The sequence below is a fragment of the Rhodanobacteraceae bacterium genome, assembly GCA_016713135.1.
In the GTDB taxonomy this organism is placed as follows: domain Bacteria; phylum Pseudomonadota; class Gammaproteobacteria; order Xanthomonadales; family SZUA-5; genus JADKFD01.
Map to the genome: position 1 here is coordinate 349,995 of JADJPR010000020.1, position 20,548 is coordinate 370,542.

The 20,548-nt window shown below is 68.3% G+C and carries 17 protein-coding genes and 1 pseudogene; 6 read left to right on the top strand and 12 right to left on the bottom strand.

Features of this window, described 5'->3' with window-relative positions:
- Positions 1 to 2 precede the first annotated feature (2 nt).
- The 6 genes from IPK27_16445 to IPK27_16470 form a co-directional block, all read right to left on the bottom strand.
- The gene (locus tag IPK27_16445; protein MBK8069151.1) at positions 3 to 473 is read right to left on the bottom strand and encodes a hypothetical protein; all 471 of its coding nucleotides are present in this window, start codon (positions 471 to 473) and stop codon (positions 3 to 5) included.
- A gap of 34 nt (positions 474 to 507) precedes the next feature.
- The gene (locus tag IPK27_16450) at positions 508 to 1,011 is read right to left on the bottom strand and encodes a hypothetical protein (protein MBK8069152.1); all 504 of its coding nucleotides are present in this window, start codon (positions 1,009 to 1,011) and stop codon (positions 508 to 510) included.
- 57 nt (positions 1,012 to 1,068) lie between these two features.
- A complete protein-coding gene (locus tag IPK27_16455; GenBank protein ID MBK8069153.1) occupies positions 1,069 to 1,992 on the bottom strand; it encodes a hypothetical protein in 924 nt (307 codons plus the stop codon).
- Between the two features lie 214 nt (positions 1,993 to 2,206).
- Complete coding sequence (locus tag IPK27_16460; GenBank protein MBK8069154.1) at positions 2,207 to 3,013, bottom strand: endonuclease/exonuclease/phosphatase family protein; 807 nt, start codon at positions 3,011 to 3,013, stop codon at positions 2,207 to 2,209.
- Between the two features lie 7 nt (positions 3,014 to 3,020).
- Positions 3,021 to 3,659 (bottom strand): thiol:disulfide interchange protein DsbA/DsbL, encoded by a 639-nt coding sequence (locus tag IPK27_16465; protein ID MBK8069155.1) that lies wholly within the window; start codon positions 3,657 to 3,659, stop codon positions 3,021 to 3,023.
- Between the two features lie 83 nt (positions 3,660 to 3,742).
- Positions 3,743 to 4,369, bottom strand: a complete 627-nt coding sequence (locus tag IPK27_16470) for a cytochrome c4 (protein ID MBK8069156.1) — start codon at positions 4,367 to 4,369, stop codon at positions 3,743 to 3,745.
- A 340-nt stretch (positions 4,370 to 4,709) separates the two neighbouring features.
- Here IPK27_16470 and IPK27_16475 point away from each other — a divergent pair, with 340 nt between their 5' ends.
- Positions 4,710 to 5,327 (top strand): YihA family ribosome biogenesis GTP-binding protein, encoded by a 618-nt coding sequence (locus tag IPK27_16475; GenBank protein MBK8069157.1) that lies wholly within the window; start codon positions 4,710 to 4,712, stop codon positions 5,325 to 5,327.
- Positions 5,328 to 5,618: 291 nt separating this feature from the next.
- On the top strand, positions 5,619 to 6,425 hold the full coding sequence (locus IPK27_16480; GenBank protein MBK8069158.1) for an ABC transporter permease: 807 nt from the start codon (positions 5,619 to 5,621) through the stop codon (positions 6,423 to 6,425).
- A gap of 127 nt (positions 6,426 to 6,552) precedes the next feature.
- Here IPK27_16480 and IPK27_16485 read toward each other — a convergent pair whose 3' ends face one another.
- Together IPK27_16485 and IPK27_16490 are read right to left on the bottom strand one after the other, a co-directional pair.
- Entirely contained in the window at positions 6,553 to 7,092 is a 540-nt protein-coding gene (locus IPK27_16485; GenBank protein ID MBK8069159.1) for a GNAT family N-acetyltransferase, read from the bottom strand.
- Complete coding sequence (locus tag IPK27_16490) at positions 7,089 to 7,316, bottom strand: hypothetical protein (GenBank protein ID MBK8069160.1); 228 nt, start codon at positions 7,314 to 7,316, stop codon at positions 7,089 to 7,091. The genes IPK27_16485 and IPK27_16490 overlap by 4 nt, the downstream gene beginning before the upstream one ends.
- A 139-nt stretch (positions 7,317 to 7,455) precedes the next feature.
- Here IPK27_16490 and IPK27_16495 point away from each other — a divergent pair, with 139 nt between their 5' ends.
- Positions 7,456 to 8,826, top strand: coding sequence for a pyridoxal-phosphate dependent enzyme (locus IPK27_16495; protein MBK8069161.1), 1,371 nt, complete (start codon positions 7,456 to 7,458; stop codon positions 8,824 to 8,826).
- A 355-nt stretch (positions 8,827 to 9,181) separates the two neighbouring features.
- Here the strand turns inward: IPK27_16495 and IPK27_16500 are convergent, their stop codons facing one another.
- Positions 9,182 to 10,087, bottom strand: a complete 906-nt coding sequence (locus IPK27_16500; GenBank protein MBK8069162.1) for a LysR family transcriptional regulator — start codon at positions 10,085 to 10,087, stop codon at positions 9,182 to 9,184.
- Between the two features lie 112 nt (positions 10,088 to 10,199).
- Here IPK27_16500 and IPK27_16505 point away from each other — a divergent pair, with 112 nt between their 5' ends.
- The 3 genes from IPK27_16505 (at position 10,200) to IPK27_16515 (ending at position 12,328) form a co-directional block, all read left to right on the top strand.
- Positions 10,200 to 10,766, top strand: a complete 567-nt coding sequence (locus IPK27_16505; protein ID MBK8069163.1) for a polyisoprenoid-binding protein — start codon at positions 10,200 to 10,202, stop codon at positions 10,764 to 10,766.
- Positions 10,767 to 10,976: 210 nt separating this feature from the next.
- On the top strand, positions 10,977 to 11,552 hold the full coding sequence (locus IPK27_16510; GenBank protein MBK8069164.1) for a cytochrome b: 576 nt from the start codon (positions 10,977 to 10,979) through the stop codon (positions 11,550 to 11,552).
- A 236-nt stretch (positions 11,553 to 11,788) separates the two neighbouring features.
- Entirely contained in the window at positions 11,789 to 12,328 is a 540-nt protein-coding gene (locus IPK27_16515) for a YceI family protein (GenBank protein MBK8069165.1), read from the top strand.
- Positions 12,329 to 12,334: 6 nt separating this feature from the next.
- Here IPK27_16515 and IPK27_16520 read toward each other — a convergent pair whose 3' ends face one another.
- The 3 genes and pseudogenes from IPK27_16520 to IPK27_16530 all read right to left on the bottom strand — a co-directional run bounded on the left by IPK27_16520 (position 12,335) and on the right by IPK27_16530 (position 20,424).
- Complete coding sequence (locus tag IPK27_16520) at positions 12,335 to 16,396, bottom strand: DEAD/DEAH box helicase (protein ID MBK8069166.1); 4,062 nt, start codon at positions 16,394 to 16,396, stop codon at positions 12,335 to 12,337.
- A gap of 66 nt (positions 16,397 to 16,462) precedes the next feature.
- Positions 16,463 to 17,534, bottom strand: a pseudogene (locus tag IPK27_16525) (alkene reductase).
- Positions 17,535 to 17,727: 193 nt separating this feature from the next.
- Entirely contained in the window at positions 17,728 to 20,424 is a 2,697-nt protein-coding gene (locus tag IPK27_16530; protein ID MBK8069167.1) for a M4 family metallopeptidase, read from the bottom strand.
- Positions 20,425 to 20,548 lie beyond the last annotated feature (124 nt).

Consider the following 20,548-nt stretch of genomic DNA (forward strand, 5'->3'; position numbering starts at 1 on the left):
GGTCACCAGCGGTAACCCAGCGACAGCAGGTTCTCGCCGTCGTTGTTACCCTGGGTGTTCGCGTTGGAAATGTGGCGGAAGGCGACGACGAAGTGACCGCGGGCATAGCCCAGCGAGGTCACGAACTGGCCGGTGCTCGACAGCAGCGAGTTCTGGTGGTCGAGCACGGCGATGCCACCGCCGAGGAAGAAGCCACCCCAGTGCTTGCGCAGGCCGACGCCGAGGAAAAAGATGTCCTCATCGTCGCGCCCCGGGAAGCCGTCGCGCCCGGCGATGCCGCCGAGCAGCACCTCGGTGTACACGCCCGCGTCCTTCCAGCGCTCGATCGGGCGCAGCCAGGCGGCGACGAAGCCCTGGCTGGTCTGGCCGTCGATCTCGTCGACGTGCGCATAGGCGATTTCGTATTCGGCGTGCGCCGGCGCGGCGCAAGCCAGTGTGAGCGCGGCTGACGCAAGCCAGCGGATCGGATTCATCTTGCGTTCCTGCGTGGGATCCAGTTCGGGGTTTTCAGCGGATGCGCTTGACCAGCGTCGTACGGTTGTAGCCCTCGACGCGCAGGCGCCACGATCCAAACAGGCCGGGCTTGATGGTCACTCGCGGGCTCTCCAGATTCGCCGAAAACTGATCGTTCTCGATTTGTTCCCACACCTGACCGTTCTCCAGCGTGAACTGGGTCTTGCCCGACCAGCCCTTGAAAGTGCCGGGGATGCTGCTGGTGAATTCCTCGCGGCGCGCGTTCTCGAAGCCCACCATCGACTCGCTGGCCGGCGCTGCCGCGGGCACTGTCTGGCCCTGCGCCACCGCCGCGGCGACCGCCGGATCGGCGAGGCGCACATTGCGCTCGATCCAGGCGTTCAGCGCCTTCAGCTCCACCTCGCTGAGCTTGTCCAGGCCGGCATCGCGGAAGTCCTTCGCGGTCATGCGCTCCTCGAGTGAGGAAAACGTCTGGCTCTGTGCCAGCACGGGCAGCGAAACGACGGCGAAGGCGATGGCAAGCAGGGCGCGGCGCATGGGCGGGTGTCCGGTACGAAAGCCGGCAAGTCTAGCCGAGTCCGGATGCCAGAGCGTTCAGCCCTCGCGAACGGCCTTGGGCAGGCCCACGCCGGGGTCCGGACGCTCCTGCAGCACCTCGCGGCGAAAGCGGAACAGGGCTGCGGGGCGGCCGCGGGTGGCATGCATCTGCTGTCCGGTGGGCTCCACCAGCCCGGCGTTGGCCACCAGCCGGCGAAAGTTCTGCGTGTGCAAGGGCTGGCCGGCGAGGGCCTCGACCACGCGCTGCAACTGGCCGAGGGTAAAACGGTCGGGCAACAGCTCGAACACCAGCGGGCGGTACTTCAGCTTTCCGCGCAGGCGCCCGAGAGCAGTGGCAAGGATGCGCCGGTGGTCGCGCGCCATCGCCCTCCCGGGCGCCACCGGCGCGGCCGCCACTCGCCCGCGCAGTGCTTCCGGCACCAGCCCAGCTTCCCACAGCAACTCGTAGCGCTCCAGCGTCCGCTCCGGGTCCCAGGGACAGCCGTCAAGGCCGAAACACTGGCGCAATCGGGTGCGCTGCCCGGGATGGGCGGCCGACCATGCCTGCAGCGGCGGCAGGATCTGCCCGTCGATGAGTGCCGGCCGCCCGTGACGCCAGTCCTCCCACGGCAGGTAGGCATACCAATCGGCCCAGGCAGCGTCGAATCCCGACGGCAGGATGCCTTCCCGTACCAGCGCCAGGTAGGCCGCGGAAATCACCCGTGGCCCACCCGCTGCCTCGCGTGGATCGCGGAAGCGGTCGCCAAAGGTGTAAAGCTGCTCCACATGGCCCAGCACCAGGCCAGTCTGCTGCACCACCCAGCTACGCATCCCGCGCTCCAGCGTCGGATGCGTCACCAGGTTCAACGGCCCCGACGGCAGCGCGTCCACTTCGCCATCGTTCGCCACCAGCACGCGCGGCGCGCCATCGGTCACGGCGACGATGACGGCATCGAGGCTGATCAGGGCGTGGTCGGGCATGGGGGCCGGTTTATCGAGTTGGTCGTGGCGACGGCAGCGTGGTTGTGGGTTGTGGGTTGTGGGTTGTGGGTTGTGGGTTGTGGGCAGCAAAGCGCGCACACACCAAGCCTCACCAGAATCAATTCAACAGCTCGCGGACAACCCACTCCCACTGCCCAGCGGCGCCGGCTTTGCTGCCCACAACCCACAACCCAGAACCCGCAACTCGCCGCAACTACCGCCCCACCCTCACCCCCTCCGGCAACTCGATCTCCACCGCCACCGGCAGGTGGTCGGAGAGCCGCAGCGGAGGTGCTTCGTAGCGGGTGGCGTGGATGTCGTGCGAGATCAGGATGTGATCGATGGCGCGCTCGGGTTGCCAGGACGGATAGGTGGCCAGGGCCTGCGGGCCGGGCACGGCGAGTCCGGCGCGCTCCATGAAACGGCGAAAGGCGGGCGAGTTGGGCTGGCAGTTGAAATCGCCCATCAGCACTGCGTGCCGGTAGGGCGACAGCAACTCGCGCAGGAAATCGAACTGGCGGACACGGGCCTGGGCGGTCAGCGCAAGATGCGACTGGGCCACCGCGACGGCCTCGCGGCCCTCCCCGTAGACGGCCAACATCGCCCCGCGCCCGGGCAGGCCCGGGAGTGGGTGATCCTCGACCTGGGTGGGCTGTGCGCGGCTGAGCAGGCAATTGGTGGATTCGGCGATACGGCCAATGCGCCGGTTGCGCTGCTGCCACCAGTATGGGAACTGGGCCAGTTCCGCGAGATATGCCGCCTGGTTGACGAAGCCAGAGCGCAGGCTCCCGCCATCGACTTCCTGCAAAGCGGCGATGTCGACCTCGGTCAGCAGCTTTGCCAGCTGCGAGAGATTCTTGTGCTTGCCGGTATCCGGCAGGATGTGGCGCCAGCCGCGGGTCAGGTATTCCCGGAAGCCACCTTGCGCATTTCCCGCGTGGATGTTGAAGCAGAAAAGACGAAGGCGCGCCGCATGGGGACGCGCCTCCTTCTTGTCGCTGCTTCGCGCTGCGGCAGTCACTGCGCGATCAGGCACCCGGCTTCGCGGCGCGTTCCTTGGCAACCAGGAAGTCGATCAGCGGACCGACATTCTGGTGGCCGCCGGCACTGCGGACGTCGAAGCGCCACTTGCCATTGACGATCACGCTCGGCGTGCCTTCGACGCCCCAGCGAGGAATCATGGACCTGGAGCGGTTGACCTTGGAGTTCACGGCGAAGGAGTTGGCCGCACCAAGGAATGCTTCCTTGGTCACGCCAAACTGGGTGTACCACTGCGCGACATCATCCAACGCGCGGAACGGCACGTGTTCCTTGTGGATCGCGGCAAAGAACTTCTCGTGCGATGCCTCCAGGATGTTCAGCGTCTCGGCAGCGTAGTACGCACGGGCAAAGGCTTCTGCCGGCTCGTTCCAGGCAGCCGGGAAAGGAGAGTAGGCCACGTCGGCGGCCTTGGTCTTCTTCCAGGCGGTCAGGTACGGCTCAAGGTCATAGCAGTGTGGGCAGGTGTACATGAACACTTCGAGCACTTCGATCTTGTCGCCGGAACTGGTGGGCTGCACCGGGTCGATGGCGAAGTAGTGCTCGCCGGCCTGGAACTTCTCCTGGGCGCATGCCGGCAGCACGAATGCCAGCGCCAGCGCGAAGAAAGCGGCAATCGCAACACGCATCTTGATGAATCCTCGTTGGAAACGGTGTAGGACTAGGCTGGCAGAAAAACCCTGAAGCCAGCGTTGACGCGCGGCAGGACGTCTCAGGGAGTCGCCGAGTGGAGTCCCTGCATGTACGACGCCAGCGCGTCGATCTCGGCATCGGTCAGCGGCTTGGCCACCTGCGCCATGATATTGGCGTTCGGTACGGTGTCGTCGCCGTGCATTTCGCCGTCGCGGAAGCGGCGCAGGATTGCCGCCGTGTACTGCGCGTGCTGGCCGGCGACCGAGGGATACATCGAGGCCGGGTTGCCGTGGCCGGCCGGGCCATGGCAGGACATGCAGGCCGGGATGCCGCGCTTGGCGTCGCCACCGCGGTAGAGCGGCTCAGCCAGCGCAACCAGCGCCTCGTCGGCGATGTCCGGCTTGACCGTCTGCGACGCGAAATACGCGCCGAGGTCGGCCATGTCCTGATCCGACAGGGTGATCGCGAACCCGAGCATGATCGGGTTCATGCGCTTGCTGCTCTTGAACAGCGCAAGCTGGTGCGAGATGTACTCGGCATGCTGGCCGGCGATCTTGGGGTACTGCGGATCGGCACTGTTGCCGTCGACGCCATGGCACGCGGCGCAGACGGCGGCCTTGGTCTGGCCCGCGGCCGCATCGCCGGCCGCCAGCGTCGGGGTGGAGGCAGCCAGCGCTGCCAGCGCAACTACAGTGGAGAACTTCATCGGCCAGGGCCTCGAACGCATTGCAGGGAAATCCGTGTGCGCACGGCCAGATGGCCGGGGGCGCCAAAGGGCGAGGATTCTACACGGGCGAGCGCGGGCGTAGCAGCAGGATTGGGGCGTCAGGTGTTGGTTGTTGGTGTTGGTGTTGGAAACACCCACGGCCGCCGGGACCCACAAGCCGCTCGTGCCAACGCCGATCCTCCCCGGTGGAGTTGCTGCTGGAAACAGCGATGACCGCGACTCGCCCAAGGCCGCTCTCGCCAACACCAACAACCAACACCAACACCAGTTGTTGACTGTGGCGTAGATTCCGCAGATCCAAGCGCCCGCCAGACCGCCCATGACCCCCGCCGACCTCGCGCGCCGCTTCCGCCGTGCCGCGTTCCTGATGAGCACGCCCGACCACACCAAGCTGCCCGCCGACGCGGGGGCCGAGGTCGCGTTCGCGGGACGTTCGAATGCCGGCAAGTCGAGCGCGATCAACGCGATCTGCGACCAGGGGGGTCTCGCGCGCACCAGCAAGACTCCGGGGCGCACCCAGCACCTGGTGGCCTTCGCACTGTCCGAAAGCGAGCGGCTGATCGACCTTCCGGGGTACGGCTACGCCCGGGTGCCGATGGCGGTCAAGCAGGCCTGGCATGCGCTGATCGACCGCTATGTGCGCGAGCGCCAGTCGCTGCGCGGCATCGTGGTGGTCAGCGACATCCGCCACGCGCTCACCGATTTCGACCGCCAGATGCTGGAGTACTGTCAGTTCCGCGGCCTGCGCTGCGTGCTCCTGCTGTCCAAGTCCGACAAGCTCAACCGCGGCCCGGCGATGGAGGTACGGCGCAAGGTGCTGGCCGAGATCGCCGAACTCGGCGTGCCGACCACGGCCGTGGTGTTCTCGGCGCAGGGCAAGAGCGGTGTAGATGAGGCGCGCGCGGCGGTGGCGGCGTTGCTGGACGGCGGGGAGTGAGCCGGAGCTGAACTGCGCGCGCTGGATCGATCGCTCCGCCGGTTATGGGTTGTGGGTTGTGAGTTGTGGGCGGCGAAACTCGCGCGCCGCGGACCTGCGGGAGCCGACTCTGTCGGCGATCTCCTCCCGCGGTCGTCAACAATGGATTGCGGCTGAAGCCGCTCCCACCGGCTCCCGGCACGCCGGCTGTTGCTGCCCACAACCCACAACCCACAACCCAGAACCAACGATCAGCCCGCTTCCCCGCTGACTCTTGCTAGTCTGCGCCAAGCCCCACTCGGAGCCCGCGCCATGGCCAAATCCTGGATGTCCCTCGACCTGCGCCAGGCGCCGGCGCCGGCTACGGGCAAGCTGCTGGCGGCGACCTGCCTGGTGCTGGTCGGCTTCTTCTGGTTCGCGCTGACGCTGGGCCCGGCGGAGGAGCGCTTCATCTCGCCGGCGATCCTGCCCAGCCCGGGCGAGGTGATCGGGGCAATCCCGAATCTGCTGTTCGAGCGCGACCTGGGCAAGGGCATCGCCGCGACCATGGTTCGGGTGCTCGCTGGTTTCAGCCTGGCGCTCGCTGTTGGCGTGCCGCTCGGGGTGCTCGCCGGCTCCTGGCGCGTCCTGGAAGCCTTCCTCAAGCCGATCGTGATCCCGGCCAGCAACGTGCCGGTGGCCGCGCTGATCCCGCTGACCATCCTGTGGTTCGGCATCGGCGAGACCCAGAAGGTGATGTTCATCTTCATCGCCGCGGTGCCTTTCGTGTTCGCGACCGCCGCCGCGTCCATCCTTGCGGTGCCGGACCGCTACGTCGACACGGCGCGAACCTTGGGCGCCAGCGACCGCCAGATCATGCTCAAGGTGCTGGTGCCCACCGCGATGCCGGAGATGTACCGCGGCCTGCGCGGGCTGTTCGGCCTGTCCTTCGGCTACATCATGCTGGCGGAGTTGATCAACGCCCCGCACGGCCTCGGCGCGATGCTCAACATCAGCCAGCGCCGCGGCCTGACCGAACACATCTTCCTGATCCTCGGCATCATCAGCCTGATCGCCTGGGCCATCGACCACGGCCTCGCCTGGCTGGAGCGGCGGCTGTTCCCGCATCAGGTGAAGTGAGGAAGGGGGTAAAAAGTGAAAGGTGAAAGGGGAGGGGCGACCTCGACACACTGCCGTTTGTCCAAGGCAGCCGTCTTGGCGCTAAAGCGCAACACCTCGTAACACCTCACTTTTCACTTTTCACTTTTCACTTTTCACTTTTCACCTTTTCCAGCTTCACGCGCGCCATCCCCCACACATCCACATATTCCCCGTTTCTGAAGGCATAGGCGCGCATGCGGCCTTCCTCGACGAAGCCGTGCTTGCGGTAGAGCGCGATGGCGGGCGCGTTGTCGACGTAGACCTCCAGTTCCAGGCGCGTCATCTGCATCCAGTTCTCGGCGCGATCGATCAGCGCGACCATCAGCGCGTCGGCGATGCCGCGGCGCTGGAAGGCCGGGTCGACGACGATCCCGATGGCCCCGGCATGACGGCGCCGCGCGTGCGGCAGCGGACGCCCGAGATAGGCGTGGCCCACGATCTTGCCGTCGACCAGCGCCAGCAGATGCAGGTTGTCCGGATCGCTACCGGCCATGCGTTCGCGCCAGTAGCTCTCGCGCGGGAACGGCAGCTGCAGCAGCGCGCCGTAGACCGATGGGTCGCGGTACAGCGCGGCGACGCCGGCGGCATCGTCCAGTTCAGCAGCACGCAGTTCGACTGCGGAGGGCTGGCGGCGCTTCGCACTCATCGGCCACGCTCGCGCATCGAGGCGATGAACCAGCGGAGCATCAGCGGCCCGCAGACCAGCATGCCCACCGCGCCGATCACGATCAGCGGCAGCGCCAGACCGCGCGCGGCGATCAGGTCGAAGGGCGTGGTCTCCGGCGCGAAGTGCGCGCCGAGGCCGAAGGCGAGCAATACGGCGGCGAGGCCGTCAGCCATCACCAAGGGGATGATCAGGTTGCGGTTCATGCGAATGGCTCCCGTTTCCGGTGCACATTATGGCGTCGCGGCGCGCGGATCGCAGCGCCGAACCTACCGCTTTGCGCCGCGCTGGTGCAGTCTTCGCCCCTTCACGCGGACGGCGCCGCGGCGCCCTGGGGAGATGACGATGGCGGTCTACAACAACGTGCTCGAACTGATCGGCAACACGCCGATCGTGCGCTGCCAGCGCATGGACACCGGTCCTTGCGAGCTGTACTTCAAGATGGAGTCGACCAACCCCGGCGGCTCGATCAAGGATCGCATCGGCCTGTCGATGATCGAGGATGCCGAGCGTCGGGGGCTGCTCAAGCCGGGCGCCACCATCGTCGAAGGCACCGCCGGCAATACCGGCCTGGCGCTGGCGCTGGTCGCGCAGCAGAAGGGCTACCACCTGATCCTGGTGGTGCCGGACAAGATGAGCCGCGAGAAGATCTTCAACCTCAAGGCGATGGGCGCCGAGGTGGTGCTGACGCGATCGGATGTGGGCAAGGGCCATCCCGAGTACTACCAGGACATGGCGCGGCGGATCGCCGGCGAAACCCCGGGCGCGATCTACATCAACCAGTTCGGCAACCAGTCCAACCCCTACGCGCACGAGTTCGGCACCGGGCCGGAGATCTGGCAGCAAATGGGTCACGACATGGACGCGATGGTCTTCGGCGTCGGCTCCGGCGGCACCCTGACCGGGCTGTCGCGCTTCTTCACCCGCGCCGCGCCACATGTGGACCTGATCCTCGCCGACCCGGTGGGCTCGGTGCTGACCAAATACGTGAACCAGAAGGAACTCGACCCGAGCGGCGGCAGCTGGACGGTGGAGGGCATCGGCGGCGACTACCTGACGGCGATCAGCGAGTTCGACCACGTGAAGAAAGCCTACGCGATCAGCGACCGCGAGAGCTTCGAGGTGGCGCGCGAACTGCTGAAGAGCGAGGGCATCCTCGGCGGCAGCTCCACCGGCACCGTGATCGCCGCGGCATTGCGCTACTGCCGCGAGCAGACCACGCGCAAGAAGGTGGTCGCCTTCGTCTGCGACACCGGCAACAAGTACCTGTCGAAGATGTACAACGATTACTGGATGCGCGACAACGGCTACATCACGCGCGAGACCACCGGCGATCTGCGCGACCTGATCAACCGGCCGTATTCGGAGCGCGACACCATCGTGGTGCGCCCCGGCGAGACCCTCACGGTCGCCTACCAGCGGATGAAGTTGTACGACGTCTCGCAACTGCCGGTGATGGACGGCGACCGCATCGTCGGCATCGTCGACGAGTCCGACGTGCTGCTCAAGGTGCACAACAACCCCGGCCAGTTCCAGTGCCCGGTCAGCGAGGCGATGATCACCAAGCTCGATCTGGTCGACATGCGCACCGACATCAACGCCCTGATGCCGCTGTTCGAGCGCGGGCATGTCGCGATCGTGGTCGACGGCGAGCGCTTCATCGGCCTGATCACGCGGATGGATGTGCTGAATTATCTGCGCCGGCGGGGGAGCTGAGGGCGGCTGGGCTGGTTGTGGGTTGTGGGTTGTGGGTTGTGGGTTGTGGGTTGTGGGTTGTGGGCAGCGAAGCTCGCACCCCGCGAGCCCGTGGGAGCCGACTCTGTCGGCGATCTTCTTGGGCGGCACGGCGGCCCCAAAAAATACAATCCTTTTGTCCGCAAAGAACGCAAAGGGCGCAAAGTAGAGCCAGATCGATTGCCGGATATCCGGGGCATGTGGATGCTGCGCAACCCAGGACGCTCTTCTTTGCGTCCTTGGCGTCCTTTGCGGACAAACAAGCAGGCAAGGGCACGCGACAGCTCGATGCGCGAATAAGCGTACCGGCAGGAGCGACCGGGACTCACCGGACAACTCACCCATTGAACCTGACCCCGCTGAAGGCCTGCAGGAACCACGCTAGGGCGCGGCCGCGGACGGGTTCGCGCCAGGCCAGGTGCACGCTCTGGCTGATCTCGCCGTGCTGCGCCAGGCGTTTGGCGACCAGCCGACCGTTGCGTAGCTCGGGCTCGGCGATGTGCCGCGGCAGGTAGCCGCAGCCCAGCGCGGCGATCTGCGCGGCGATCTTGTAGCGAAAGTCCGGCACCGTCATCACCGGCTGGCCGGGCAGCAGGCCGGCGGTGCGCCGCGGCATCGAGCGCGCAGAGTCGGCCACCGCCACCGCCCGGTGCTGTGCGATTTGCTCCGGCGACAGCGGCTCCGCTGCGCGCGCCAGCGGGTGCTGCGGCGACACGCACCAGACGAAGTCGATGCGCCCGAGCGGCTGCAGGCGGATCGCGTGGTCGGCGGGCGCCTCGCCGGGCGCGCCGACGACCAGGTCCGCGCGTCCGCTCAGCAGCGCTTCCCAGCTACCGGACAGTACCTCGTGCCAGAAGCGGATCTGGGTCGGCGCCTTGAGCTCGTCGAAGCCGCGCACCAGCGGCCACAGCACATCCAGCGGCACGATGGCGTCCACCGCGATCACCAGCTCGGACTCGAAGCCCAGCGCCGCCCGACGCGCACGGGTCAGCGCACCGGTCAGCGCGGCGCGCACATCGCGGCCTTCGCGCACCAGCAGCTGCGCGGATTCGGTCAGCTGCGCGCGCCCGCTGCGGCGATCCACCAGCAACAGGTCCAGGCGTTCTTCCAGCCGCCGCACTTGGTAGGTCAATGCCGACGGCACCTTGCCGAGCGCGCGCGCGGCGGCGGCCATCGAGCCGGTGGCGCCGATCGCGGCCAGCAACTCGATGTCGTCCAGTCCCAATTCACCCGATGTAGGCATTCAATGAATTTGAATGACGTCGCGGAGGCCGGCAGATTGGCCCAGCCGTCGCTCTTCCGCAAGATGCCACCACCACAGGCGCACCGCCTGTCACCCATCCGGAGCCTGACTCATGCGTACCCTGATCGCCCTCGCCACCCTCGCCCTCGGCAATGGCGCCAGCGCCGAACCGCTGAACTACGCCTTCGACAAGGTGCACACCCAGGTGCACGCCAGCGTGCTGCACATGGGCCTGTCGAACAGCACCGCGCGTTTCCACGTCAAGGACGGCACGATCAGCTTCGACAGCGCCGACTGGAGCACCGCGAAGGTCGACGTGACCCTGGATGTGGCCGGCATCAACCTCGGCGACGCCACCTGGCAGGAGCACGTATCGGCCGAGAAGTGGTTCAACGTCGCCGGCTTCCCCGAGGCCCGCTTCGTCTCGACCAAGGTGGAGAAGACCGGCGACAAGACCATGACCATCCACGGCGACCTTGCGCTCAAGGGCGCCACCCAGCCGGTGACGCTGCAGGCCACGCTGAACCAGGCCGGCCCGCACCCCTTCAGCAAGAAGCCGGCGATCGGCGTCTCCGCAACGGGCACCATCCAGCGCAGCAAGTTCGGCATGTCCGAGTACCTCGGCGGCATCAGCGATGATGTGCAGATCCGGATCGAGATCGAGGCGAGCGCGGGCTGAGGGTTGGGAAAGCGGGGAAGGGGTCAGGGGGCAGGGGAACCGGTTCGATGCACCAGAAACCCTGATGTGATCGGGTTGGTCATTGCCAGGTAGTCAGAACCGCGGCAAGGTCGAACCGTGGCGCAAGCCTGGTCCCCCGCCCCCTGCCCCTCGCCCCGCTTTCTGCGTCAAGCTGCACCGGCTCCGACGCCGACCCACGGAGAACCCCACATGCCCCGCGACCCCGACTTCAGCTTCGCCCCGGAGCCTACGCCGCGCTACAGCGGGGTGGCGATCGCGCTGCACTGGTTGATGGCGCTGGCGATCATCGGCCTGCTCGGCGTGGGGCTATGGATGACGGGCCTCAAGAACTCGCCGACCAAGATCGAGGTCTACACCTGGCACAAATGGGCGGGCCTGACCGTCATGGCGCTGGCGCTGGTGCGCCTCTCGTGGCGGTTGCACCGGCCGCCGCCCTTCCTGGCCGAATCGATCCCCGCCTGGCAGGTGACCACCGCCGCGTACACGCACCGGCTGTTGTACGCGCTGATGCTTGCGATGCCGCTGACGGGTTGGCTGCAGAACTCCGCGGCCGGCTTCCCGCTGACCTGGTTCGGGCTGTTCAAGGTGCCGGCGTTGGTACCGCGCGACAAGGCCGCCTTCGCCTTCTGGCAGCAGACCCACGAATGGCTGGCCTGGGCGCTGATGGCGCTGATCGCGCTCCACGTCCTCGCCGCGCTCAAGCACCACCTGGTCGACAAGGACGACACCCTCCGGCGGATGCTGCCGTGGGGTCGCCCTGGCTGACTTTGTGGCGGCCGCCAGCAGAAGCAGGACGCAGAGAACGCAGAGGAGGAGCAGAGAGAACGCGGAGAGAATCCCAGGTCGAATCGGGAGCAACCTACCTCCGGCCTTTGATCGATGACTCTTCATCCCGGCGCACCCTGCCCTCTCCCGACCTTCCTCTGCGTTCTCTCTGCTTCTCCTCTGCGTCCTCTGCGTCCTGCTCTTCCTCCCAGACACCCTGAATCCCGGAGTTGCCGATGTTCCGCGCCATCGCACTGATCGGTCTTGCCATCTGCGGCGCCGCCGACGCCGCGACTTTCCGCTTCGATGCCAGCAACAGCGAGCTCGGGTTCACCGGGGACTACGGTGGCGAGGCGGTGCCGGGCGTGTTCCGCACGTTCTCGGGCACGGCGGAGTTCGACCTGGCCAAGCCGCTGGCCACGCGCTTCCGCACCGAGATCGACGTGGCCAGCCTGGACACCGACTACGCCGAGCGCGATGACACCCTGCGCACGCCGGAGTTCTTCGACACCGAGGCGCACCCGCAGGCGGTATGGGTTTCGAGCGGCGACTGCAGCGCCGCTGGCGCGCGCCTGTCCTGCCCCGGCACGCTGACGCTCAAGGGCGAGACCCACCCGGTGGCGCTGGACATCGCACCGTCCGCGGATGGCAAGTCGATCGAGGGCAAGGCCACGCTGGACCGCAGCCAGTTCGGCATCGGCAGCGGCGAGTGGGCGGATCCGGAGACCATCGCCAACCAGGTGACGATCAGCTTCCGCCTGGTGCTCACGCCCTGACCGGCATCAGCCGTTCAACAGCCCGACCAGTTCCTCGACGCTCAGTCCCTGCGCGACATCCTGCTCGCCGAGCACGCTGTCGACCAGCTCGCGCTTGCTGCCGTGCAGTTGCAGGATCTGCTCCTCGATGCTGCCCTTGACGATCAGCTTGTAGACCGTCACCGGGCGGGTCTGGCCGATGCGGTGCGCGCGGTCGGTGGCCTGCTGCTCCACCGCCGGATTCCACCACGGATCAAGGTGGATGACGTAGTCGGCCGCGGTCAGGTTCAGGCCCACGCCGCCGGCCTTGAGACTCAGCAGGAAGGCATCGCCGACACCGGCCTGGAAGTCCGTCACCGCCTGCTCGCGCGCCTTCGCCGGGGTGCTGCCGTCGAGGTACTGGTAGCCGATGCCGGCGCGGTCGAAGGCGGCGCGCACCAGCGCGAGGTAATCGGTGAACTGGCTGAAGACCAGCACGCGGTGGCGGTTGTCCTTGAGTTCCTGCACCAGCTCGAGCAACTGGTCGAGCTTGGCGCCGTTGAGCTTGAACTCGGGCGCGACCAGGTGCGGGTGGCAGGCGGCGCGGCGCAGCCGGGTCAGTTCGGCGAGCACGTGGAAACGCCGCTGCTCGCCGCTGCCGCCCTGGGCCAGGCGCTCGATGGCCTGCCGCCGCAGCGCCGCGAGCAGCGCCGCCTCCTCGCCCGAAGGTTCCACCGTGAGCACGATCTCGGTGCGCGGCGGCAGTTCCTCCAGCACCTGCGACTTCAGCCGGCGCAGCAGGAAGGGCGAGATCAGGCGACGCAGGGTGTCGCGCTCGGGCGCGCGCGGGTCGCGCTCCAGGGGCGCGATGAAGCGCTTGGCGAAGTGCTCCTGGCTGCCGAGCAACCCGGGATTGAGGATGCGCATCAGGCTCCACAGCTCGCCGAGGTGGTTCTCGATCGGCGTGCCGGTGGTGGCGATGCGCGCCTGCGCCTTGAGCTTGCGCATCGCCTGGCTGCGCTGCGCTGCGGCGTTCTTGACTGCCTGCGCCTCGTCCAGCACCAGAGTAGCGAACTCGACCGCGGCGAAAGCCTCGATGTTCAGCGTGACCAGCCCGTAGCTGGCCAGCACCAGATGGCCGGGGCCAAGGGTCGACAAGGCCTCCGCGCGGTCGCCATCGCCGTAGACGCGCAGTTCCAGCGCGGGCGCGAAGCGGCGCGCCTCGGCGCGCCAGTTGGCCACCACCGAAGTCGGCGCGACCACCAGCGCCGGGCCTTTCAGCGCGCGCGCGGCGAGCACCGCCAGCGCCTGCACGGTCTTGCCCAGGCCCATGTCGTCGGCGAGGCAGGCGCCGCCGCCCCATTCGGCCAGCCGCATCATCCAGCGGTAGCCGTCCAGCTGGTAATCGCGAAGCTCGGCCTGGAAATCCGCCGGCAGCGCGGGCATCAGCGCCGCGGCGCGCTCCATCTGCGCCAGTTGCTCGCGGAAACGGCGGTCGACCTCGATCTCGGCGCCCGACTCCAGCCAGGGTTCCAGCGCTGCGGCGGCCACCGGCGCCAGCTCGATCTTGCCGCGCTCGTCGGCCAGCGCGCGCAAGCCGTGCAACTTGCGTGTCAGGTCCTGGGTCAGCGCGATGATGCGGTCGCCGCCGAGGCGCAGGAAGCGCCCCTGCGCCGACGGCAACGCCTGCAGCAGTTGCGCCAGCGACACCACCTGGCCGTCATCCAGCGCCAGTCCGCCCTCGGCGTGGAACCAGTCGCGCTGCGCGCGCACCTTCAGGCTGAGCTGCTGCGCCGCGCGGGTCTTGGTCATCGCCCAGCGCGGCCCGGCGGGCCAGATCAGCGGCACCGAATCGCCAAGTTCGGTCAGTTGCGACAGCGCTTCGAGCGCCTCCTCGGGCTGCGGCAGGTCGAGCGGCTCGCCGTTCTCGCTGCCGGCCAGCAGCGGCACCGCGTCGACCAGCGCCTTCAGCGCACGGCGTTCGCCATCCAGGTCGCGCACCGCGCGCACCGGCTGGCCGCCGCGCAGGCCGATCAGCTCGCGCTGGCCCAGGCCGGGCACCACCAGCATGCCCTCCTCGCCCAGCGGCCGCGCGCGCAGGCGCAGGCGCAGGCCCTCGCGCAGCGGTTCCAGCAGCACATGCACGCGCGCGTCGACGTCCTCGACGGTCTCGGCGGTATCGATGTCCGCCTCGATGGCCAGCGACCGCGACAGCGCAGGTGCCAGCGCCAGCACCTGCGGCAGCGTGCCCTCCGGCAGCAGGTTGCCGCCCTGGGCGACCAGCCGCGCGATGCGCCGGTGCTCGGCGCGAAACCGCACCACGCGCAGGGCCCCGCCATCGAGCAATGCCAGGGCATCGCAGTCCGGTTCCGGCTGCGGCGACAGCGAGAGTTCGACGCGCCCGTCGGCGTGCCGCGACAGCGTCAGCGCCGGCTTCTCGATGCTCACCCGGAGCGGCTGGATGCCATCTGCCTGGTAGACCTCCGGGCACTTGGCGAGCGCCAGCAGCGCCGGCGAGTCCGCTCCCAGGCGTGTGCCATAGAAATGCGCTGCCGGCGCGGCCAGCGCGCGCAGCAGGTCGCGGTCGGCGTCGTTGTCCGGCGCCAGGCGCTGCATCGCCTCCTTGGCGTCGTAGCCACTCTGGATGCGCCGGCCAGCGGTCCAGCCGCCGCGCGCACTGGGCTTCTGTTCGAAGAACTCGATGCGCAGCCCGGTCCCTGAATCGGCGACCTCCAGCACCACCGCGCGGATCCGCGAGTGCTTGCGCTCGTCGCGGCCGGCGGCCTTCCCGTCCTCGCCCGCCAGCTCGGACAACACGCCAAGCAACTGCTGCCAAGGCGCCTCCGGGTTGCGCCAGGCAGCGGGGCCGCGGTCCGCCGCGGGCGCGCGCGCCTGCTCCACCCAGTGCGCCATGCGCTGCAGGCCAGCACTGCGCATGCGCGCGAGGGCGAGCTCGACCGCCGCCTCCGCATGTGCCGGCGGGCGCAGCGCGAACCAGCGCTGCAGCAGCAGCCAGGTCAGGGCGGACATCGGCGCCAGCGCGGCATCGGGCCGGGTCGTCGGCGCCGGCAGCGGCGGCACGCGCACGTCCGCGCCCGCTTCCAGGCAATCGGCCGCGCTGGCGATCCACTCGTCCGCCTGCAAGTTGGCGCGCTGCCTCATCAGGCGCTTGTGCAGGCGCTGCAGCGACTGCCGCTGGGCGCTGCCGCCGATCGCCAGCAGGGCAAGGCGTTGCAAGCCGCCGACGAGCTGCGGCGTGGGCCAGGCGCCCGCCTTGCCGCGCGCCGCGGTGTGTTCGGCGATGGCCGCCACCGGCGCCGGATCGCTGCTGCCGAAGGCCGTCTGCAGGAGGACGACATCGGCGCGGGCCTGAGTCGCCGCGGGCGGGATGCGCGCGATCAAGTCGTCGCGCCCGCACATCGCCGCGAGCTGGGCGTAGACCCGTAGCGAGTATTCCTCGGAGGCGCCGCGTTCGATCGCTGCCAGTCCCGCCTGCAGCAGGTCGCCGATGTCGTCCATCGGATGTTGCGCGCGCGCCGCGAGATATGGCGCGAGAATGCGAATGGCGACATCGCCGTGCAGCCGGCCGAGCGCTGCCAGCGTCGGTGGATCCGGCAGGATGTCGCGCGCGGCAGAAACGAAGTCGATCGCCTCGTCCGCCTGGCCCAGCAGGCCGGCGATTTCGCCGGGCGCAAGGCCGGCCAGCAGCCAGGCGCGCAGCGAGGTGTTGCAGCCATCGGTGCGCACGACGTAATCGGCCGGCTGCAGGCTGGCAGCGATCTCCGCCTTGCGCGTGCGCCAGGCGTCCAGCCGTGGCGAGCGCAGCAGTTGTTCGATCAGCAGCTGGCGCAGGCCGCGGCGCTCGACGCGCACGATCGCGGCGTAACCGCCGAAGCCGAGCAGCGGGCGCAGCGGCTGCAGATGCGCGCGCACCTCGCTGGCCGGCAGCGCCTGCCCGCCGGGCTCCAGCTCGAGCACGCCGTGCAGGTGCCCGAGGGCCGCCTCATTGCAGCCCTCGGTGCTCAGCGCAGCCAGTTCCAGCAGCGCCAGCGCGCGCGGCGACGCCATGCCGAGCAACTTGCGCTCCTGGTCCAGCCGGTCCCTGCTCAAAGTTCTGCATCCGCCGCAATCGAGCCCGGCAGCATACGCAGGCTGCGGACGTGGCGCAGTTCCGACTCAGGCCGCGGCGACCGGATAGTCGGTGTAGCCCGCCGGTCCCGGGGTGTACAGAGTGGCGAAGTCGACCGCATTCAGCGGCTCGCCGCGGCGCAGGCGCTCGGCCAGGTCCGGATTGGCGATGTAGGCCTTGCCGAACACCACCGCGTCAGCGCCGCCGGACGCCACCGCCGCCTGCGCGCTGGCGAGATCGAAACCGCCGTTGACGAACAGCGCGCCCTTGAACTCGTGGCGCGCGATCAGCGCGAGGCGCTGCTCGGCCGGATCGCGGTGATCGGCATGCCGCAGTTCGAGGAAGGCGATGCGGCGCCGGTCGAGTTCGCGTGCGAGGTATTCGACCAGGGCCTCGGGGTCGGAATCGCCCATGTCGTTGTAGCCGACGCGCGGCGAGATGCGCACCGAGACGCGATCGGCGCCGAGCACCTCGATGCAGGCGTCGGTGATCTCGAGCAGCAACCGGGCGCGGTTGGGCAGGCTGCCGCCGTACTCGTCGTCGCGGTCGTTGCTGCCGTCGCGCAGGAACTGGTCGATGAGGTACCCATGCGCGCCGTGGATCTGCACGCCATCGAAACCGGCCTCGCGTGCGCGCAGCGCCGCGCGGCGGAACAGCTCGACGATCTCCGGGATCTCGTCGGTGCGCAATCGCCGCGGCGCCTCGTAGTCCTTGACCCCCCAGGGCGTGTTGATGGTGTCGCCGCGGATCCCGCGGTCGCTGCTGGAAATGGGCTGCACGCCCTCGTTCAGCGATGAGTGCGCGGCGCGTCCGGGGTGCCAGAGCTGCACCAGGAATGCGCCTGCCGCGGGCATGCACGGCATCGGTGACCTGGCGCCAGCCGGCGGTGGTGGCCTCGTCGTACAGCCCGCCTTCGCCGGTGAAAGCGCAGCCGTCGGCCGCGACCATGGTCGCCTCGGTCAGGACCAGGCCGGCACCGGCGCGCTGGCTGTAGTACTCGGCCATCAGCTCATTGGGGATGTGCGTGCGACCGGCGCGGGCGCGCGTCAGCGGCGCCATCACGACGCGATTGGGCAATTGCAGGGCACCCGCGGTCAGCGGGTCGAAAAGGGTGGGCATTGGGGACTCCGGATCCGGCGCAACGAAGGTGCGCGAGCAGAGCAGGAACTGGTGCGGCGCGGCGTGAAAATCAAGCGCCGGGATATCGCCGGATGGCATGTCGCCATACCCAGCCTTTCCGGCGCCGGATGCAAGAAGGGCCCCGGGATTGCCCCGGGGCCCTTGGCGTTTCAGCCAGTGTTGCGGTGCTGCATCAGTTGCTCAGCAGGCTGACCGTGTCCACCCGGAAGGTGGTGGCGAGCGAGCTGTCGGTGGAGCCGACGAAGCGCACCTTGACCGACTTGCCCTTGTGCGCGACCACGCTGTAGCTGCGCAGCACGTAGGTGGACGCGCTGGTGGTCTTGTTGAGGTTGGACAGGGTCACCAGGGTCTGCAGCACTGCGTTCGTGCTGGCATCCACCAGTTGCACCGTGAGCTTGTCGTAGGCTGTTGCCGTGCTGGTCTCGCTGGTCACGATCGAGGTCTGGAAAGACAACGTGGCGGTGGTGGCGGTGGCCGGGATCAGCGTGGCCTTGCTGTCCAGCGTCTGCGTGCTGGTGGTCGCGTTGACGCCGAGGTAGGCATAGCTGCCGCCGGTGTGCGCATTGGTCTGGCCGGCCAGCAGGGTGTTGAACGACGTCCCGGTCGAGGCCGAGCGCGTCCACGAGCCGTCCGCCGCGGTGTTGCTGCTGGTGGTGATGCTGTCGAAGTTGCCGTTGGCCAGGCGCTCGACCGTGCCGCCACCCGAGCTGACCGTCACCGAGGCCGTCTTGGTGTTGGTCGCGCCACCGTTGTCGGTGACCGTCAGGGTGACCGTGTAGGTGCCGGCCACGCTGTAGGTCTTGGACGGGTTGGTCGCCGTCGAGGTGGTGCTGTCGCCGAAGTTCCAGGCGCGCGAGGCGATCGTGCCGTTGGCATCGGTGGAGGTGTCGGTGAAGTTCACGGTCAGGCCGCTGACACTGCTGGTGAAATTGGCCACCGGCGGCGTGTTGGCGGTGCCCGCGGTGTAGCTGCCGGTCAGCGAGACGCCGCTGAACGCGCTGTAGGCCTTGAGGCGCACGTAGTAGGTGCCGGCCTGGGCGGTCGCGATGTTGCAGGTCTCGGCATTGCCGGAGGCATACGGACGGCAGTCGTAGACCGTATCCGTCGGCGCGCTGCCGAACTTGACGTACATGTCAGCATCGCCGGTGCCACCGGACATGACGAACTTGAGGTTGGTTGCACCCGCCGGCACCGCCAGGGTGTAGTTGACCGACTGGCCAGCGGTCGGCTGGGTGATGCCGGTCACGGCCACGCCATTGGTCAGCGGACCGCCGGTGCTCGCACCGCCGCCACCACCGCCGCCGCCGGAGCAGGACACGCCCACCGAGGTGAAAGCTGCGGTCACGTCAGCCACGGTGAAACCGAGGTCGGTGGCCGCGGTCTGCACGCCGCAGGCGCCGCTGTTGAAGGTGCTGCTCGGGGTCCAGTACAGCGCGTTGGCGCGGGCAAACACCTTGAAGGCGTTGACCACGTTCCAACCCGGCTTGGTGGCCAGCAGGTAGAAGGCCTTGTTGTAGACGCCCGAGGAATAGTGCACGTCCATCGAGCTGGTGAAATTCGCCGCGTTGTCGATCGAACGGCCGTCCTGCGGTGGATTGTTCATGTAGCGCAGCGCGCCGGAGGCCTTGAAGATGTCCGGGCCGACGAGGAAGTCGTTGCTGCCCTTCCAGTAGTACTCGGTGGCTTCGCCGCCCATGTCGGAGAAGGCCTCGTTCATGCCACCGGACTGGCCCGAGTAGGTCAGGTCCGAGTGCTGCTCGGTGAAGCCGTGCGAGACCTCATGGCCGGCCACGTCGACGCTGACCAGCGGATAGAAGGTGCTGGCGCCATCGCCAAAGCTCATCTGCGCGCCATCCCAGAAGGCGTTCTCATAGTTGCTGCTGTAATGCGTGCGCATCACCAGCTGGAAGCTGAGCGCCTTGCCGCCGGTGTAGGCGGTGTACATGTTCTGGATCACGCCGCCGAAGTAGTGCGCGTCGTTGAGCGGCGAGAAAGCGCCGTTGATCGACTTGACCGTGTTGTTCGGGCAGGTGAAGGAGAAGGCCGAGCTGCCGGACGTGCCGCCGTTCAGGTTGACGGTCTTCACGTCAGCGTTGTTCATGGTGCAGGTCGTGCCGCTCTGGGTCACGTCGAGGAAGCCGTAGCGGCCGCCCGAACCCCAAGTGTACTGGCCGGTCTTGCTGTTGCCGCCGGGACCGGTGCCGATCGCCGCGGTGGTCAGGCCGTCCCAGCGCTTGAGCACGGCGCCGCTGTTGGCGTCGACGATCACGAACGGACGCATCGGCGCGCCACCCTTGGCGCTGTCGGCGAACCAGGTGGTCACATAGGCCAGGCGCGCGGCGTCCTGGTCGTCCACGTAGACCATCAGGTCGCTGCGTGGGCGTTCAACCACAAGGCTGCTGCGCGCACTGCCGTGCACGACCGTCTTGGCGATATCGAGCGCCGCCTGCGACTGCAGGCGCGCACTCATGCTGCCGAGTTCGACGCCGAGGCCGGCCACGCTGCGGCCGAACAGATGGCGCACGCGCCCGTCGGCGCCGGCGGTGATGACGACATGCTCGCCCCAGACGGGCACGCCGCGGAAAGTCTGCTGGTAGCGATAGTGGGTGTCGCCGTTCGCTTCGGCGGTGGAGCTGAGCAGTTCGAGGGCCGAGTCCGCCTCCAGGGTCAGCATCTCGGCGTGGCGCTGCGCCGTCGTGGGCGCGCTGCCCACTGCGCGTTCGATCACAGCCAGGTTGGCGTTGACGCGGCCGGTATCGACCGCATGCAGGTCGCTGCGGGTGGCGGCTCCGGCGGTGGCGGACGCCAGCGCGAGGACAAGTATGGTGACTGCGGCAGGTGCCGCGCGACGCGATTTCAGAAGCGACATTCGTATTCCCCGGTTGGAAGGTCAGGACGCCGGCCACCCCACGCGGCCGGTGCAAAGCGACAAAATCGAAGCAAAACGGGAGTGCCCTCCGCGCAGCGGAAGGAATCGCAAGTCGATCAGTGGG

Excerpts from the sequence above, each read along its gene's own strand:
- IPK27_16445 (MBK8069151.1), bottom strand. The coding sequence starts at position 473 with ATGAATCCGATCCGCTGGCTTGCGTCAGCCGCGCTCACACTGGCTTGC.
- IPK27_16450 (MBK8069152.1), bottom strand. The coding sequence starts at position 1,011 with ATGCGCCGCGCCCTGCTTGCCATCGCCTTCGCCGTCGTTTCGCTGCCC.
- IPK27_16455 (MBK8069153.1), bottom strand. The coding sequence starts at position 1,992 with ATGCCCGACCACGCCCTGATCAGCCTCGATGCCGTCATCGTCGCCGTG.
- IPK27_16465 (MBK8069155.1), bottom strand. The coding sequence starts at position 3,659 with ATGCGTGTTGCGATTGCCGCTTTCTTCGCGCTGGCGCTGGCATTCGTG.
- IPK27_16470 (MBK8069156.1), bottom strand. The coding sequence starts at position 4,369 with ATGAAGTTCTCCACTGTAGTTGCGCTGGCAGCGCTGGCTGCCTCCACC.
- IPK27_16475 (MBK8069157.1), top strand. The coding sequence starts at position 4,710 with ATGACCCCCGCCGACCTCGCGCGCCGCTTCCGCCGTGCCGCGTTCCTG.
- IPK27_16480 (MBK8069158.1), top strand. The coding sequence starts at position 5,619 with ATGGCCAAATCCTGGATGTCCCTCGACCTGCGCCAGGCGCCGGCGCCG.
- IPK27_16485 (MBK8069159.1), bottom strand. The coding sequence starts at position 7,092 with ATGAGTGCGAAGCGCCGCCAGCCCTCCGCAGTCGAACTGCGTGCTGCT.
- IPK27_16490 (MBK8069160.1), bottom strand. The coding sequence starts at position 7,316 with ATGAACCGCAACCTGATCATCCCCTTGGTGATGGCTGACGGCCTCGCC.
- IPK27_16495 (MBK8069161.1), top strand. The coding sequence starts at position 7,456 with ATGGCGGTCTACAACAACGTGCTCGAACTGATCGGCAACACGCCGATC.
- IPK27_16500 (MBK8069162.1), bottom strand. The coding sequence starts at position 10,087 with ATGCCTACATCGGGTGAATTGGGACTGGACGACATCGAGTTGCTGGCC.
- IPK27_16505 (MBK8069163.1), top strand. The coding sequence starts at position 10,200 with ATGCGTACCCTGATCGCCCTCGCCACCCTCGCCCTCGGCAATGGCGCC.
- IPK27_16510 (MBK8069164.1), top strand. The coding sequence starts at position 10,977 with ATGCCCCGCGACCCCGACTTCAGCTTCGCCCCGGAGCCTACGCCGCGC.
- IPK27_16515 (MBK8069165.1), top strand. The coding sequence starts at position 11,789 with ATGTTCCGCGCCATCGCACTGATCGGTCTTGCCATCTGCGGCGCCGCC.
- IPK27_16530 (MBK8069167.1), bottom strand. The coding sequence starts at position 20,424 with ATGTCGCTTCTGAAATCGCGTCGCGCGGCACCTGCCGCAGTCACCATA.